13 protein-coding genes are annotated in these 14,211 nt (G+C 71.8%); 5 read left to right on the top strand and 8 right to left on the bottom strand.

Annotation, left to right across the window (positions count from 1 at the left end):
• The first annotated feature begins 2 nt into the window (after positions 1–2).
• Complete coding sequence (locus tag ACTMTI_RS42415) at positions 3–596, top strand: class I SAM-dependent methyltransferase (protein ID WP_441126457.1); 594 nt, start codon at positions 3–5, stop codon at positions 594–596.
• A 24-nt stretch (positions 597–620) separates the two neighbouring features.
• On the opposite strand, the gene ACTMTI_RS42410 is transcribed toward ACTMTI_RS42415, so the two are convergent.
• Both ACTMTI_RS42410 and ACTMTI_RS42405 read right to left on the bottom strand, forming a co-directional pair.
• Positions 621–1,256, bottom strand: coding sequence for a response regulator (locus ACTMTI_RS42410; RefSeq protein ID WP_441126456.1), 636 nt, complete (start codon positions 1,254–1,256; stop codon positions 621–623).
• Entirely contained in the window at positions 1,253–3,217 is a 1,965-nt protein-coding gene (locus ACTMTI_RS42405) for a sensor histidine kinase (RefSeq protein WP_441126455.1), read from the bottom strand. The genes ACTMTI_RS42410 and ACTMTI_RS42405 overlap by 4 nt, the downstream gene beginning before the upstream one ends.
• Before the next feature lie 112 nt (positions 3,218–3,329).
• Between ACTMTI_RS42405 and ACTMTI_RS42400 the strand changes: the two genes are divergently transcribed.
• Positions 3,330–3,890, top strand: coding sequence for a hypothetical protein (locus tag ACTMTI_RS42400; RefSeq protein ID WP_441126454.1), 561 nt, complete (start codon positions 3,330–3,332; stop codon positions 3,888–3,890).
• A 93-nt stretch (positions 3,891–3,983) separates the two neighbouring features.
• Here the strand turns inward: ACTMTI_RS42400 and ACTMTI_RS42395 are convergent, their stop codons facing one another.
• The 5 genes from ACTMTI_RS42395 to ACTMTI_RS42375 all read right to left on the bottom strand — a co-directional run bounded on the left by ACTMTI_RS42395 (position 3,984) and on the right by ACTMTI_RS42375 (position 9,197).
• Complete coding sequence (locus ACTMTI_RS42395; protein ID WP_441126453.1) at positions 3,984–4,832, bottom strand: sugar phosphate isomerase/epimerase family protein; 849 nt, start codon at positions 4,830–4,832, stop codon at positions 3,984–3,986.
• On the bottom strand, positions 4,829–5,992 hold the full coding sequence (locus tag ACTMTI_RS42390) for a dihydrodipicolinate synthase family protein (RefSeq protein ID WP_441126478.1): 1,164 nt from the start codon (positions 5,990–5,992) through the stop codon (positions 4,829–4,831). Before ACTMTI_RS42390 ends, ACTMTI_RS42395 begins: the two co-directional genes overlap by 4 nt.
• Positions 5,992–7,137, bottom strand: a complete 1,146-nt coding sequence (locus ACTMTI_RS42385) for a Gfo/Idh/MocA family protein (protein WP_441126452.1) — start codon at positions 7,135–7,137, stop codon at positions 5,992–5,994. Before ACTMTI_RS42385 ends, ACTMTI_RS42390 begins: the two co-directional genes overlap by 1 nt.
• Positions 7,138–7,327: 190 nt before the next feature.
• Positions 7,328–8,554 (bottom strand): HRDC domain-containing protein, encoded by a 1,227-nt coding sequence (locus ACTMTI_RS42380; RefSeq protein WP_441126451.1) that lies wholly within the window; start codon positions 8,552–8,554, stop codon positions 7,328–7,330.
• A gap of 46 nt (positions 8,555–8,600) precedes the next feature.
• The gene (locus ACTMTI_RS42375; RefSeq protein WP_441126450.1) at positions 8,601–9,197 is read right to left on the bottom strand and encodes a DUF3000 domain-containing protein; all 597 of its coding nucleotides are present in this window, start codon (positions 9,195–9,197) and stop codon (positions 8,601–8,603) included.
• Between the two features lie 585 nt (positions 9,198–9,782).
• On the opposite strand from ACTMTI_RS42375, the gene hemE reads away from it, so the two are divergent.
• The gene (gene hemE, locus ACTMTI_RS42370) at positions 9,783–10,811 is read left to right on the top strand and encodes a uroporphyrinogen decarboxylase (protein WP_441126449.1); all 1,029 of its coding nucleotides are present in this window, start codon (positions 9,783–9,785) and stop codon (positions 10,809–10,811) included.
• 22 nt (positions 10,812–10,833) lie between these two features.
• On the opposite strand, the gene ACTMTI_RS42365 is transcribed toward hemE, so the two are convergent.
• The gene (locus tag ACTMTI_RS42365; protein ID WP_441126448.1) at positions 10,834–11,805 is read right to left on the bottom strand and encodes a DUF4349 domain-containing protein; all 972 of its coding nucleotides are present in this window, start codon (positions 11,803–11,805) and stop codon (positions 10,834–10,836) included.
• A gap of 126 nt (positions 11,806–11,931) precedes the next feature.
• Between ACTMTI_RS42365 and hemG the strand changes: the two genes are divergently transcribed.
• Together hemG and hemQ are read left to right on the top strand one after the other, a co-directional pair.
• On the top strand, positions 11,932–13,335 hold the full coding sequence (gene hemG / locus ACTMTI_RS42360) for a protoporphyrinogen oxidase (protein WP_441126447.1): 1,404 nt from the start codon (positions 11,932–11,934) through the stop codon (positions 13,333–13,335).
• 5 nt (positions 13,336–13,340) lie between these two features.
• Entirely contained in the window at positions 13,341–14,042 is a 702-nt protein-coding gene (hemQ, locus tag ACTMTI_RS42355) for a hydrogen peroxide-dependent heme synthase (protein WP_441126446.1), read from the top strand.
• Positions 14,043–14,211 lie beyond the last annotated feature (169 nt).

Raw genomic sequence — 14,211 nt, 5'->3', positions numbered from 1 at the left:
AAGTGCCCGATACCTACTGGAACCACAACGTCCACTACCAGCGGCTCGTCCTGAAGCTCGTCCCCGAGGGCTGCGCGCACGCGCTCGACGTCGGGTGCGGCGACGGGCTGCTGGCGGGCAAGCTGGCCGCCGTCGTCCCCTCCGTGACGGGCGTGGACCGCTCGGCCGCGGCGATCGAGCTGGCTCGCGAGCGCCAGGCGGACAACGTGTCCTTCGTGGCGGGCGACTACCTCGACGGGGTGCTCCCCGAGGGCAAGTACGACCTCGTCACCGCCGTCGCGGTCGTCCACCACGCGGACTTCCACGAGGCCATGGACGCCCTGGTCCGGCTGCTCGCGCCGGGCGGGCGGCTGGTGATCGTCGGCCACGCTAAGGACCGCACGCTCCTCGACGTGATCGTCCGTCTCACGGGCCAGGCGGTCTCGCACGTGCTCAAGCTGTTCCACGGCGGCAAGGGCGGTCCCGGCGTGCCGGCCATGGATCCCACCATGTCCTGGGGCGAGATCGCCCAGGAGGCGCGCAGGATGCTGCCCGGCTGCCACTTCCGCCGCCTGCTGCTGCGCCGCTACCTGCTGGTCTGGGACAAGCCGGCGTAACCCGCGGGAGCGGCGCCGTCCCGGTCAGGCGCCGAGCCCTGCGTCTCTGGCGCGCGCCACCGCAGAGGCGCGGTCGGAGACGCCGAGCTTGGCGAAGATGTTGGAGACGTGGTTGCGCACGGTCTTCTCGCTGAGGAAGAGCCGCTGGGCGATCGCGGTGTTGGTGAGCCCGGTGGCGAGCAGGCCGAGCACCTGGCGTTCCCGGTCGGTCAGCTCGGGCAGCACGGATGGCCGTACGCCGGACGTGGACAGGGCGGTGAGCACGAGGGCGCCGGCGGCGGCGCTGAAGACGACCTGCCCGGCGGCGACCGCCTCCAGGGAACGCGCGATCTCGGCCGGAGTCGCCTCTTTCAGCAGGTAGCCGCGGGCTCCGGCGCGGATGGCGGCCAGGACGGAAGCGTCGTCGGACAGCATGGTCAGGGCCAGCACGGCCACCTGGGGATGGTGTGCGGTGATGTGCGAGGTGGCCTGTACGCCGTCGATGCCGGGCAGGCGCAGGTCCATCAGCACGACGTCGGGCAGGACCCGGCCGACCAGCTCGATGGCCGCCTCCCCGGAGTGCGCCACGCCGGCGACCTCCACCCCGGGCAGGTCGGAGAGCAGCGCGACCAGGCCTTCGGCGAAGACGGGGTGGTCCTCGACCACCGCGACGCGGATCATCGGGCGCCGTTCAGCGGCAGGCGGACCAGGACGCTCGTGCCCGCGCCGGGGCCGGTGGCGAGGTCGAAGGTGCCGTTGAGCTCCTCGGCCCGGCGGCGCATCGACGTGAGACCGAAACCGTGGCGGGCGGGGGAGGCCACGCCGGTGCCGTCGTCGTGCACTGTCAGCTCCAGATCGTGGTGGGCGCGCAACCGGATCGTACAGACCGAGGCGTGGGCGTGCCGGGCGGCGTTGGTGAGCGCTTCGGCGGTGATCCGGTAGGCCGCCAGCTCGACCGACGCGGGCAGCCCTGACAGGTCCGGCGGGACGTCGACCTCGACGGTCAGGTGCCCGGCGAAGCCCTTGCCGAGTTCGGTCAGCGCGCCTGCCAGGCCGAGGTCGTCCAGGGGCGGCGGGGCGAGGTCGTGCACGATGGCCCGGACGGTGTCGACGGTCGTCCGGGTGCGGCCCGCCAGGTCGCCGAGGAGCTCCTTGGCCTGGTCCGGATCGGTGTCGACGAGCCGGCGGCCGCGGTCGATGTGCAGCGCCAGCGCGGCCAGGGTGGGGCCGAGGCCGTCGTGGAGCTCGTACAGCAGGCGGTCGCGTTCCTCCTGCCGGGCGGCGAGCAGTCGCTGGTGGGAGCGTTCGAGGTCGGCGTCCAGGCGATGGGCGTGCACGGCCACCGCCAGGTGCGGCGCCAGCTCGGCCAGCAGGGCGCGGTCCTTCGGCCGTAAGCGCTCGCCCACCATGAGCGTGCCGACGCGCTCGCCCGCGTGATGCAGCTCGACGCTCTCGACGTCCCCGCCGGGGCGGCCCCACTGCGCGACGACCGTGCCCGACTCCTCCACGGCCACGTAGTGCATGCGCAGGCTCCGGCCGAGCTCGGCGGCCATCCGATCGAGCAGCCGGCCGGGGAGCTCGGCGTCGGACAGCCGGGTGCCGAGCCGCCGCAGCGTCTGCCGGGGATCGTCGCGATCGCCGTAGACGAACTGGTTGGCCCTGGCCCGGGCGTGCGCGTACAGGGGATGGACGGCGAACGCCACCAGCGCGGCGCTCGCCGCCGCGCCCACCACCCGGCCGAGCGTGAGCACGGCCAGCGCGTACGCACCCAGCAGCAGCGCGCTGACGGCGCCGAAGGCCAGCGCGCGCGACAACAGCAGGTCCAGATCCCACAGCCGGTGCGCCACGACCGCGACGGCCACGGCAGCGGGCAGCGGCACGGGGGCGAGCGCGACCAGCAGCGGCGCGCCCACGGACAGCACCTGGCCGGCCCCCAGCATCACCACCGTCGCCAGGGCCGCGGCCAGCACCCACTGCAACTGCCGCCGCGACGACTCCTGCGCCCGCCGGTAGCGCACCGCCAGCGAGGCCACCGCCAGCACCGCCGCGACGGCGGCGCAGGCACCGCCGGCGATCCGCAGGACAGGCGGGAAGGGGGTCAGATCGGCCAGCGCCCCGGCGTACCCGGCCGGGTACAGCCCGGCCACGTCCACCACGGTGACCGGCCGCAACGCCCAGTCCAACGTGCTGATCACGATGCCCGTCACGGCCAGCGCCGCGACCGGACGCCAGCGTGGCGACGGCAGCCGCCCGTCCGGGAAGATCAGCAGGAACAACGTCGGCACCGCGAGGTAGGCGGGCACCCACAACCAGTTCGACAGCCACATCGCCCAGTCGTCCCCGGGCAGCGGCCGACCGTTGATGCCCAGCAACCCGTACGCCGACAGCGCCACCCCCACGGCCTGCGCCGCCCCGACCGCCGCCATCAGCCGCCCCACCCGGCTCGACGGGACCTGGGAGAGCACGAAAAGGCCGGGCAGGCCGAACGCGAGCGCGGCCACCGCCCGGAAGGCGTCGAAACGTTCCACGATTCCCGTCACACCCAGCCGCCGCAGCTCGGGCTCGACCGCCAGCGCGCCCACGACGAGGCAGAACAGCAGGATTCCGGCGGCGGTGCCGAGCCGGATGGAGGTACGGGTCACAACGGCCATCGTGACAGTCGCCGTGCCCCGCCGTCACGGGACGAAATGTCCCGGTTGTCAGAGGACCCGCACCTCATGACGCCCGACCGGGGCGACCTCGATCGTGGACGGCATGAAAAACGCATCCCCGTACGTCACCATGGCCGTCGTCAGCTTCCTGGGCTGGGTCGCGATGGCGGCCGAATCGTTCGTCGCCCCGCCCCCGCAGGACTACCGCGACGTCCTCGTACTGATCCCCTGGACCCTGTACGCGATCGTGCTCGCCGGCGTCGGCCAGGCACAACGCCACCGCAGCGGGAGACTCGCGCGCGCGGGCCTGATCGGCGCCATCGCGGGCATGGCGCTCTCCGCCGTCGGGAACGTGGGCATCATGCTGGGCAACGACGGCATGGTCGCCGTCTCCTTCCCCATCGGGCCTGGCCTGTTCTCCCTCGGGCTGCTGCTGTTCGGGATCGCCACCGTCCGCGCCCGCGTGCTGCCCTGGTGGGCGGGCACGGCGATGGCCCTGTCGCAGCCGATGGCCATCGCGATCGGCGTCGCCCTGGCCTGGCACGTGCCACTGAACCCGCACGGCAGCTACACGGGCGGCTTGGGGCACGGCATCGCCGTACTGCTGCTGGGGATCGCGCTCAGCCGCCTCCAGTGCCGGCCGGCCGGCGCTGGCCGCCCTTAGTCGCTCGCCCGGCCGGTGCCGCTCGGCTGCCCGGTGCCGCTCGGCCGGCCGGAGCCGCGAAGCGGCGGCCCGCACGAGACGGGCCGCCGCTTTCTACGGGGTGGGCAGCACCACGTCCGCGTAGCGGGCCTTCATCGTGGCCACGACCTCGTCGGGGTCGGCGGCCCAGACGTCGGCGTTGAAGATCTCCACCTCGACGTCCCCGGTGTACCCGGCGGCCAGGACCGCCTGGGTGATCGGCGGGAAGTCGATCACGCCGTCGCCCATCATGCCGCGTCCGAGCAGCACGTCCTCCGGCAGCGGGTGCAGGTAGTCGCACACCTGGTAGGACGCGATCCGGCGGCCCGCCCGCGCGATGTCCTCGGACAACCGCGGGTCCCACCACACGTGGAAGGTGTCCACCACCACGCCGACCTGCTCCTCCGGGTACGGCAGGCTCAGCTCCAGAGCCTGGCCCAAGGTGGACAGCACGGCCCGGTCGGGGCAGTAGATCGGGTGCAGCGGCTCCAAAGCCAGCTTGACGCCCCGCTCACCGGCGTACGGCGCCAGCTCCGCCAGCGCCTCGGCCACCCGCTCGCGCGCCCCGGCAAGGTCACGCGAGGAGCCGGCCGGCAGCGGCTCGCCGGGCTTCACCCCGGGCAGGCCGCCCACCACCATCACCAGGCAGGCGGCGCCCAGCTCGGCCGCCTCGTCGATGGCGCGCCGGTTGTCCTCCAGCGCCGCGGTGAACGCCTCGCCGCTGGTGGTGAGGAAGCCGCCGCGGCACAGCGACGACACCCGCAGGCCGGCGTCCCGTACCAGCTTGGCGCTCTGGGCGAGCCCGTGTTCGGCCACCTTCTCGCGCCACAGCCCGACCGCCTCCAGGCCGTGCCGTACGCACCCGTCCACGGCCTCCGCCAGCGACCAGCGCCGGGTCGTCCACTGGTTCAGCGAAAGACTCACAGGCCGTTCACCGCCAGCAGCGCCTTCATGCGGTGCACGGCCAGCTCCTGGTCGGCCAGCAGGCCGGCCTGGTCCGCGAGGCGGAACACCTCGGCGAGATGGACCAGCGAACGGGCCGACTGGGCGCCGTTCACCATGGTGAACGCGTCCTGGTGGCCGTTCAGCCAGGCCAGGAAGACGATGCCGGTCTTGTAGTTGTACGTCGGCGTCTCGAAGATCTTCCGCGACAGGGGGACGGTCGGGGCCAGGATCTCGTCGTAGGAGGCCAGCAGCCGCTCGCGGCTCGCCTCGTCACCGGCGGCCTCGGCCGCGTCCAGCACCTGCAGCGCCGCCGCGGCCGCCGGGGCGATCGCGTCGAAGATGCCGAGCAGCGCGTGCGAGCCGGTCTTGATCAGCGACGGGTAGTTGAAGTCGTCACCCGTGTAGAGCTTGACGCCCTCGGGGAGCGCGGCGCGCAGGCGTACCTCGTGCTCCTCGTCCAGCAGCGACACCTTCACCCCGTCCACCATCGCGGCGTGGGCGTGGATCAGCTCCAGGAACGACGCGGTCGCGGCGTCCACGTCGCGCGAGCCCCAGTAGCCGGCCAGCTGCGGGTCGAACATCTCGCCCAGCCAGTGCAGGATCACCGGCCGGTCGGCCAGGCCGAACAGCTTGCCGTAGACCTGGTGGTAGTCCTGCGGCCCGGTCGCCACCCGGGCGAGCTGGCGGGAGGCCATGACGATCACACCGGCGCCGGCCGATTGGACGGTCTCGATCTGCTCGGCGTACGCGGCGGTGATCGTGTTGAGGTCGGCGGCGTCGGGCGCGTGGTCGGTGCCCGCCCCGCAGGCCACCAGCGTCGCCGGGTCGCCGAGCGAGCGAGCCTCGGCGGCGCTGCGCTGGATCAGCTCCTTGGTCGCGGCCCAGTCCAGGCCCATGTTGCGCTGCGCGGTGTCCATGGCATCCGCGATCCGCAGGCCGTGCGACCACAGGTGGCGGCGGAAGCGGAGGGTGGCGTCCCAGTCCACCGCGGCGGGGGAGCCGGGCGTGTTGTCACCGAGCGGGTCGGCCACCACGTGCGCGGCCGCGTACACGATGCGGCTCGTCGCCGGCGTCGCCGACACCGGCCAGACCGTCGGCTCGCGCAGCGTGTACGGCCCGCTGCCGGGCAGGTCGATCATCACAGCTGCGGCACCTCGATCCGGCGGCCCTCGGCGTTCGAACGCAGGCCCAGCTCGGCGAGCTGCACGCCACGGGCGCCGGCCGCGAAGTCGTACGGGAAGGGCGCGTCCTCCACCACGTGCCTGATGAACCCCTCCCACTGGATCTTGAACCCGTTGTCGAACTCGGCGTTGTCCGGGACCTCCTGCCAGCCGTCGCGGAAGCGGGCCGTGACCGGCAGGTCCGGGTTCCAGACGGGCTTGGGGGTGGCGGAGCGGTGCTGTACGCGGCAGTTGCGCAATCCCGCGACGGCGCTGCCGTGCGTGCCGTCCACCTGGAACTCGACCAGCTCGTCGCGGTTCACGCGGACCGTCCAGGAGGAGTTGATCTGGGCGACGATGCCGCCTTCGAGCTCGAAGATGCCGTACGCGGCGTCGTCGGCGGTGGCCTGGTAGGTGTTGCCCTGCTCGTCCACACGTGCGGGGACGTGCGTCACGGCGCGGGCGTAGACGGACTCGACGCGGCCGAACAGGTTCTCCATCACGTAGTGCCAGTGGGGGAACATGTCGAGCACGATGCCGCCGCCGTCCTCGGCCCGGTAGTTCCACGAGGGGCGCTGGGCCTCCTGCCAGTCGCCCTCGAACACCCAGTAGCCGAACTCGCCGCGCACCGACAGGATCCGGCCGAAGAAGCCGCCGTCGATCAGCCGCTTCAGCTTGAGCAGGCCGGGGAGGAAGAGCTTGTCCTGCACGACGCCGTTCTTGACGCCCTTGGCCGTGGCCGCCTCGGCCAGCGCGATCGCCTCCTGCGTGGACTCGGCCGTCGGCTTCTCGGCGTAGATGTGCTTGCCCGCCTCGATGGCCTTCAGCACGGCCTTGACCCTGGCGCTGGTGACCTGGGCGTCGAAGTAGATCAGGTTGTCGTCGTCGGCGAGGGCGGAGTCGAGGTCCGTGGTGAAATCCGAAATTCCATGCTTTGCCGCAATGTCTGCAAGTTTTTCGGAATTCCGACCGACCAGTACCGGCTTGAGCTTGACCCGGCTGCCGTCCGAGAGGGTCACACCGCCCTGCTCGTTGATGGCCAGGACGGAACGGACCAGGTGCTGGCGGTAGCCCATCCGCCCGGTGACGCCGTTCATCACGACGCCTATGGTGCGCACGCTCATGAGGATCCCTTCAGGACAAACGTGGGGAAAGCGCTTTCCCGAACGGTACGGCCGTCCCACCGAACGCGTCAAGTAGCGCCCTCGTCAGCCACCCCGAATGGGGCCCCCACCTTGGGCTCCGACCGGGCCCGGCACGCCGCCCGCGGCGGCTGCGGGGAGAGCGGCGGGCAGGGTGGCGGGCACGGCGGATCTAGGGTTCGCCCCGGACCTCCAGCCGGGCCAGTGCCTTGGCGATGCGGTGGGCGGTGAGCGCGAGCTGCCACTCACGGGCCCCGAGCGCGCGCAGCCGGGCGGTCACGCTCTCGTCGGTGATCGGCTCGGGCGGCTCCCACGTCAACCGGCGTACGGCGTCCGGCTGCAGCAGGTTCTCCGTGGGCATGTGATGCTCCTCGGCCAGCGCGGCCACCACGGCGCGCGCCGCGGCCAGGCGCTTGGCGGCGGCCGGATCGCGGTCGGCCCAGCGGTTGGGCGGCGGCGGCCCGTCGCCGGACGTGCTGGGCTGCGGCAGCTGGCTTTCCGGCAGGGTGCGGGCACGGGCGACGGCGGCGAGCCAGTCGGCCATGTGGCGGCGCGCGCTGCGTCCGGTGAAGGCTGATATTTCGGTCAGTGCCTTCTTCGTACGCGGCCCTTCGAGCGCGGCCGTGATGATCGCCGCGTCGGGTAGCACCCGGCCGGGCGCGAGGTCGGCGTCGCGGGCGATCCGGTCGCGCATGGTCCACAGCTCGCGCACGATCGCCAGCGCCCGCACGTTGCGTATCTTGTGGATGCCCGACGTCCGCCGCCACGGATCCGACCTGGGCACCGGCGGCGGGATGTTGAGCACGGCGGCGAACTCCTCGCGCGCCCACTCCAGCTTCCCGCTCTCGGTCAGCTCCCTGTGGAGCACGTCACGCAGCTCGACCAGCACCTCCACGTCGAGCGCGGCGTAGCGCAACCAGTCTTCCGGCAGCGGCCTGGTGGACCAGTCGGCGGCCGAGTGGCCCTTCTCCAGCCGCAGCCCGAGCACGGTCTCGACCATCGTGCCGAGCCCCACCCGCTCGTAGCCGAGCAGCCGCCCCGCCAGCTCGGTGTCGAACATCTCACGAGGCCGGAACCCGACCTCCAGCAGGCACGGCAGGTCCTGCGAGGCGGCGTGCAGCACGATCTCCGCGTCGGCCACGGCGGCGTCGAGCGCGGACAGGTCAGGGCAGCCGATCGGGTCGATCAACGCGGTCCCGGCCCCGGCGCGGCGCAGCTGCACCAGGTAGGCGCGATTGCCGTACCGGTAGCCCGAGGCGCGCTCGGCGTCGACCGCCACCGGGCCGCTGCCGGCGGCGAACCTCTCCACGACCATGGCGAGACCGTCCGCGTCCGCGATCACCGGCGGGATGCCCTCGCGTGGCTCGAGCAGCGGCTCGATGGTTCGTTCTTCTGTCATGAGCTCACCGATCTCATGACGCTGGCGTTGTCGTGGACTTGGGCCCTCACTTCGTTCGGTCACTCTCCGGATCATCACGTCGGCGGGGCAAGGCGGACACGTCCGGCGGGAGCGGCGGGATCCCCGCCGCCAGGCACATCAGGTCGCACCAGGCGGCGACATGGCCGGAGAGATCCTCCTGAGCGGGTGACCAGGACGCGCGCAGCTCGAGCTCGGTCGTGACCGGGTCTTCGGCCTTGTTGCCGAACCCCTCTGACACGGCTCTTGTCACCGTACCGCCAGCGGCGGAGTAGTCGGCTTGGTGCGCCTCCAGCGCCTCGGTCAGCCAGCTCCACACGACGGGCCCGAGCAGCGGATCGGAGGTGATCTCCGGCTCCATGTCGGCCCTGACGTACGCCACCAGCCTGAACGGGCCCTCCCAGCCGCGCTGGCCGTCGGGGTCGTAGAGCAGGATCAGCCGGCCCACCGCGAGCTCGTCGTCGTCGCGGTAGACCGACGCGCCGATGGCGGCCGAGTAGGGGGCCAGCCGCTGCGGCGCGGGCAGATCCTCCAGCTCGATCTCCGGTCTGACCTCGGGCAGTCGCAGGCTCTCCGCCGCGCGCGTGAACGCCGCGGGAGGCGGTGGCTGGTCACCGAGTGTCATATCGGAAGCGTAGGTCGAAGTCGGACGGAAGGGGACCACGGGGGTGCTCATCCTTCGGGATCAAGCCGCAGCCGTAACGAGCTGGCGTGCCGGTCGGATGGATTCGGCGGAGCCGAGCATGATCGCGTGGCCGCACTCGACGCAGGCCCAGTGCGGGCATTCGCCCGGCTCGTGCCCGTCGTCGCACGGCGGCTGCTGGTGCAGCCGTTCACCTGCGCAGGAGGCGCAGCGCTCACTGCGGCGCTCTGGGGAACTCCACAACGCGGTCATTGCAACGGGCCTTTCTTCGGGTCTTGGCTTCGACGTTGGCATGAGCCGCTGACAATTCCCCGCAACGCGCTCGGCGTGTCCCGAAAGTGGTCGATGAATCGATGCCGCGCGGTGGGTTGGTGAAGTTTTAACCAATTCAGGACCGGCTCTCTGGTCCGGCTTGGGGTGTGTTCGACCCGTGTGTGCGGCCGATGCCGAGCAGACCGGTAAACCTTCATCTTGCTATCTGATCATGATTTGGGGTATCCAATGCATATTTTTCCGACACCTCGCACCGATGCGGGGACCGCCACCCGGACATGGCACTCTTGTGGGGTGAACCTCGCCGACTCAGCGTTCCTGCGTGCCTGCCGCCGCCAGCCCGTCCCGCACACCCCGGTTTGGTACATGCGCCAGGCAGGGCGGTCGCTGCCGGAATACCTCAAGGTGCGCGAGGGCGTGCCGATGCTCACCGCGTGCGCCACGCCCGACCTGATCGTCGAGATCACCATGCAGCCGGTCCGCCGCTACGGCGTGGACGCGGCCATCTTCTTCAGCGACATCGTGGTGCCGCTCAAGGCCATCGGCGTCGACCTCGACATCAAGCCGGGCGTCGGCCCCGTCGTCGCCGAGCCGATCCGCGACGCCAAGGGCGTCGACGCGCTGCGCCCGCTGGAGCCCGACGACGTTCCTTACGTCACCGAGGCCATCCGGGCGCTGACCGGCGAGCTGGGCGGCACACCGCTGATCGGGTTCGCTGGAGCGCCGTTCACGCTCGGCTCCTACCTGATCGAGGGCGGCCCGTCCAAGAACCACGACCGGACCAAGGCCATGATGTACGGCGCCCCGGAGCTGTGGCACGCGCTGATGGAACGGCTCTCCGACATCGTCCTGGAGCATCTGCGCATCCAGATCGCCGCGGGCGCCTCGGCCGTGCAGCTCTTCGACTCCTGGGTGGGGGCGGTGGCCCCGGACGACTACCGCGAGTTCATCCTGCCGCACACCCGGCGGATCTTCGCGGGCGTCGAGGGCGTGCCGCGCATCCACTTCGGGGTGGGCACGGGCGAGCTGCTCGGCGTGCTGGGCGAGGCCGGGGCCGACGTGGTCGGCGTGGACTGGCGGGTGCCGCTGGACGAGGCGGCCCGCCGGGTCGCCCCTGGCAAGGCGCTGCAGGGCAACCTCGACCCGGCCATCCTGCTGGCGCCGTGGGAGGTCGTCGAGCGCAAGGCCCGCGAGGTGCTGCGGCGCGGCCGGGCGGCCGAGGGGCACGTGTTCAACCTGGGGCACGGCGTGCTGCCCTCGACCGATCCCGACCAGCTCAAGCGCCTGACCGACCTCGTGCACGAGACCTCCCTCGACGGCTGACGCCGGGCGCGGCGCGGCGAGGTCAGGCCGCTTCCGGGTCCGGGTCGCCGGGGCGCGGTCCCGCGGGCGGCGCCGGGATCGTGGGGCGCCGGGCGCGGGAACGCCGTACCAGATAGACCAGAAGGGCCACCGGGGGCAGCACGACGATCAGCCACGGCACCGTCGTACCGAGCACCGTGAGCAGCACCTTCACGAACGAGACCAGCGCCCCCCACCCCGTCTTGAGCCCGCCGAGGAACCCGGCGGGCTCCTCCTCCTTCTCCTCCACGACGGCCACGGGCCCGAGCAGCCGGAGCGTCAGCGTGGCCATGGAGGTCTGGGCGGCCAGCTCCTTCTGCTGCGCCTGCAGCGACTCAAGGTCCGCCTCGCGAGTGGAGATCTCCCGCTCCACGTCCAGCACCTGCCCGATCGTGTCGGCCCTCTTCAGCAGCGTGCGCAGCGAGTCGAGCGACTGCTGCGCCGACTTCAGCCGGCTGTTGACGTCGGCCACCTGCAGCGTGACGTCCTGAGTGTTCTGACTTATGGAGATCTGCGTGCCCAGCTCCTTGCCGAGCCGGCCCAGCACCCCGGCGTACTTGTCCGGCGGGATCTTGAACTCCAGCGTGGCCGTGTCCCGGGCTTTGCTCGCCGAGCTCCGCTGTTCCTTGGACAGGTAGCCGCCGGCCCCGGTCACGATCTGCTTGGCCAGTTCGACGGCGGTGGCGACCTCCTTGGCCCGCACCGTCATGCTGCCGGTGTAGATGACCTGCCGCTCCTGCTGGATCACCTTGACGTTCGAGACGATGCCGTCCTTGTCGCTCGACGCCTGGCTCTGCGGCTGGTTCTTCATGGCGGTCGGCCGCGCGGCGGCCGCCTCCGGGTAACTGGACGCCAGCGCGGGGGCGTCGGCCGGTGCCGAAGCGGACTGGACGGACCCACCGCCGCCGCCGCAGCCCGCCAGCAGCAGAGCCGCGCAGGCGGCTGAGAGCGCGATGCCGTACCGGGTTCTCCTCATGCCCTATAGACGGCCCGCGGATCACCCCGGTTTGACGGCCGCAATCACGGTACGGTCACTGTCTCGACGCACTCCCTCGCGCCCCGAACGGCTGGCCACGCCCATGAGGCGGTAGCGTCAGGAGACGTGGAAGGGAATCGGGCGCACGTGGTCGTCGTCGGTGGGGGGATCTCCGGTCTCGCCGCCGCTTGGTACATCCGCCAGGGAGCGGGCGAGCAGGTCAAGGTGACCGTGCTGGAGGCGGGCTCGCGCATCGGGGGCAAGTTGCACGCCTCGGAGGTCGCCGGGGTGAGCGTCGACGCGGGCGCGGAGGCCATGCTGGCCAGGCGTCCCGAGGGCACGGAGCTGGCCAGGGCGGTCGGCCTCGGTGACGACCTGGTGTTCCCCGGCACCACGCATTCGGCCATCTACAGCCGCGGCGCGCTGCACGCGATGCCGAAGGGGCAGGTCATGGGCGTGCCCGCCGATCTGACCGAGCTGGCCAGATCGGGCATCATGTCACCCGGCGGGCTGCTGCGCGTGCCGCTGGACCAGATCCTGCCGGCGACGCTGGTGCGCACCGACGTGTCCGTGGCCGCGTACATCCGCGCCAGGATGGGCGGCGAGGTCGTGGAACGGCTGGTCGAGCCGCTGCTCGGCGGCGTTTACGCGGGCCGTTCCGACATGCTGTCGCTGGAGGCGACGATGCCGCGCGTGGCGGCCGTCGCCCGCTCCGAGCGCTCGCTGCTGAGCGCGGCCAGGCAGCTCATCGAGGAGGCGCCCAAGGACGCCGGGCCGGTGTTCACGTCGCTGAAGAGCGGCGTCGGTGGCCTGCCCGAGGCGGTCGCCAAGGCGTCGGGCGCCGACGTCAGGACCGGCGTCACCGTACGCGAGCTGCGCAGGACCGAGCGCGGCTGGCAGCTCGTGGCTGGGCCGGTGCCCAAGCCCGAGGTCATCGAGGCCGACGCCGTCATCGTCGCCACGCCGGGTCCGGCCTCCAGCAGGCTGCTCAAGGCCGAGGCGCCCAAGGCGGCGGCCGAGCTGGCCAGGATCGAATACGCCAGCATGGCCATCGTCACGCTCGCCTACTCGCTCGCCGCCTTCCCCGACCCGCCCGTCAACAGCGGCTACCTGGTGCCGCCCGTTGAAGGACGCCCGGTCAAGGCGGTCACCTTCAGCTCGGTGAAGTGGCCCCACCTGGCCCGGGACCTGCTGATCCTGCGCTGCTCGATCGGCAGGATCGGCGAGGAGCATCTGCTCCACCGCGATGACGCCGAGCTGGTGTCGCTGGCCATGGCCGAGATGAGCGATGTGATGGGCGTGCGCGGGCTGCCGGTCGACACCCGGGTCACGCGCTGGGGCGGGTCGCTGCCGCAATACAACGTCGGCCACCTCGACCGGGTGGCCCGGGTGCGCGCCGCGGTCGCCGTGCAGCCCGGGCTGGCCGTGTGCGGCGCGGCGTACGACGGCATCGGCATCCCCGCCTGCGTCAGCACGGCCCGTACGGCGGCCGCCCGGATTCTGGACCACCTGGCTCAACGGGGAGAATAGGGAACATGACAGAGGCAGCTCCGCGGCCCAAGGCCCGCGATCTCAACCAGGTGATCCGTTACACCATGTGGTCGGTCTTCCAGGTGACCGAGCCGTGTCCCGCCGAGCGGGACGGCCTGGCGGGGGAGGTCGAGGAGCTGCTGGAGCAGGCCGCCGGCAAGGACGTCGTGACCCGGGGGGTCTACGACGTGGCCGGGTTGCGGGCGGACGCCGACTTCATGTTCTGGTGGCACGCGCCGACGCCCGAGGACCTGCAGGACGTCTACGCCAGGTTCCGCCGCACGGCGCTGGGGCGGCACAGCAGGCCCGTGTGGTCGGCGATGGCGTTGCACCGGCCGGCCGAGTTCAACAAGTCGCACATTCCGGCCTTCCTCGCCGAGGAGGAGCCGCGGGCGTACGTCAGCGTCTACCCGTTCGTGCGCTCGTACGAGTGGTATCTGCTGGAGGACTCCGAGCGGCGGGCGATGCTGGCCGAGCACGGCCGGATGGCGCGCGACTATCCCGACGTGCGGGCCAACACCGTCGCCTGCTTCTCGCTCAACGACTACGAGTGGATGCTCGCGTTCGAGGCCGATGAGCTGCACCGGATCGTCGACCTGATGCGTACGCTGCGGGGCGCCCAGGCCCGCCGCCACACCCGCATCGAGATCCCGTTCTACACCGGCGCCCGCAAGCCGGTGCGCGAGCTCATCGCCGCCCTGCCCTGATTCATCCCTCTCTGAGCCCTGTCCTGGCGCGTCCCGGCTCTGGTCGCGGGCGCGCCTGCTGTGGTGCGGTGGATACGTCCAAGCTGAAGTCGGCGATCTGACTGAAGTGATCTATCCCCTTTGTCACAATCAGGGAAATCCCTTGTTCGTTGGGCGTGACGCGCGGTGG

Origin of the sequence: Nonomuraea sp. H19 (assembly GCF_052068215.1) — a bacterium.
In the GTDB taxonomy this organism is placed as follows: domain Bacteria; phylum Actinomycetota; class Actinomycetes; order Streptosporangiales; family Streptosporangiaceae; genus Nonomuraea.
Note: the sequence above shows the minus strand (reverse complement) of the source record. Positions and strands in the feature narration are given on the sequence as shown.

Bases quoted from the DNA above. Each gene is read 5' to 3' on its own strand.
- ACTMTI_RS42410 (WP_441126456.1), bottom strand. From the start codon at position 1,256: ATGATCCGCGTCGCGGTGGTCGAGGACCACCCCGTCTTCGCCGAAGGC.
- ACTMTI_RS42400 (WP_441126454.1), top strand. From the start codon at position 3,330: ATGAAAAACGCATCCCCGTACGTCACCATGGCCGTCGTCAGCTTCCTG.
- ACTMTI_RS42390 (WP_441126478.1), bottom strand. From the start codon at position 5,992: ATGATCGACCTGCCCGGCAGCGGGCCGTACACGCTGCGCGAGCCGACG.
- ACTMTI_RS42385 (WP_441126452.1), bottom strand. From the start codon at position 7,137: ATGAGCGTGCGCACCATAGGCGTCGTGATGAACGGCGTCACCGGGCGG.
- ACTMTI_RS42380 (WP_441126451.1), bottom strand. From the start codon at position 8,554: ATGACAGAAGAACGAACCATCGAGCCGCTGCTCGAGCCACGCGAGGGC.
- ACTMTI_RS42375 (WP_441126450.1), bottom strand. From the start codon at position 9,197: ATGACACTCGGTGACCAGCCACCGCCTCCCGCGGCGTTCACGCGCGCG.
- ACTMTI_RS42365 (WP_441126448.1), bottom strand. From the start codon at position 11,805: ATGAGGAGAACCCGGTACGGCATCGCGCTCTCAGCCGCCTGCGCGGCT.
- hemQ (WP_441126446.1), top strand. From the start codon at position 13,341: ATGACAGAGGCAGCTCCGCGGCCCAAGGCCCGCGATCTCAACCAGGTG.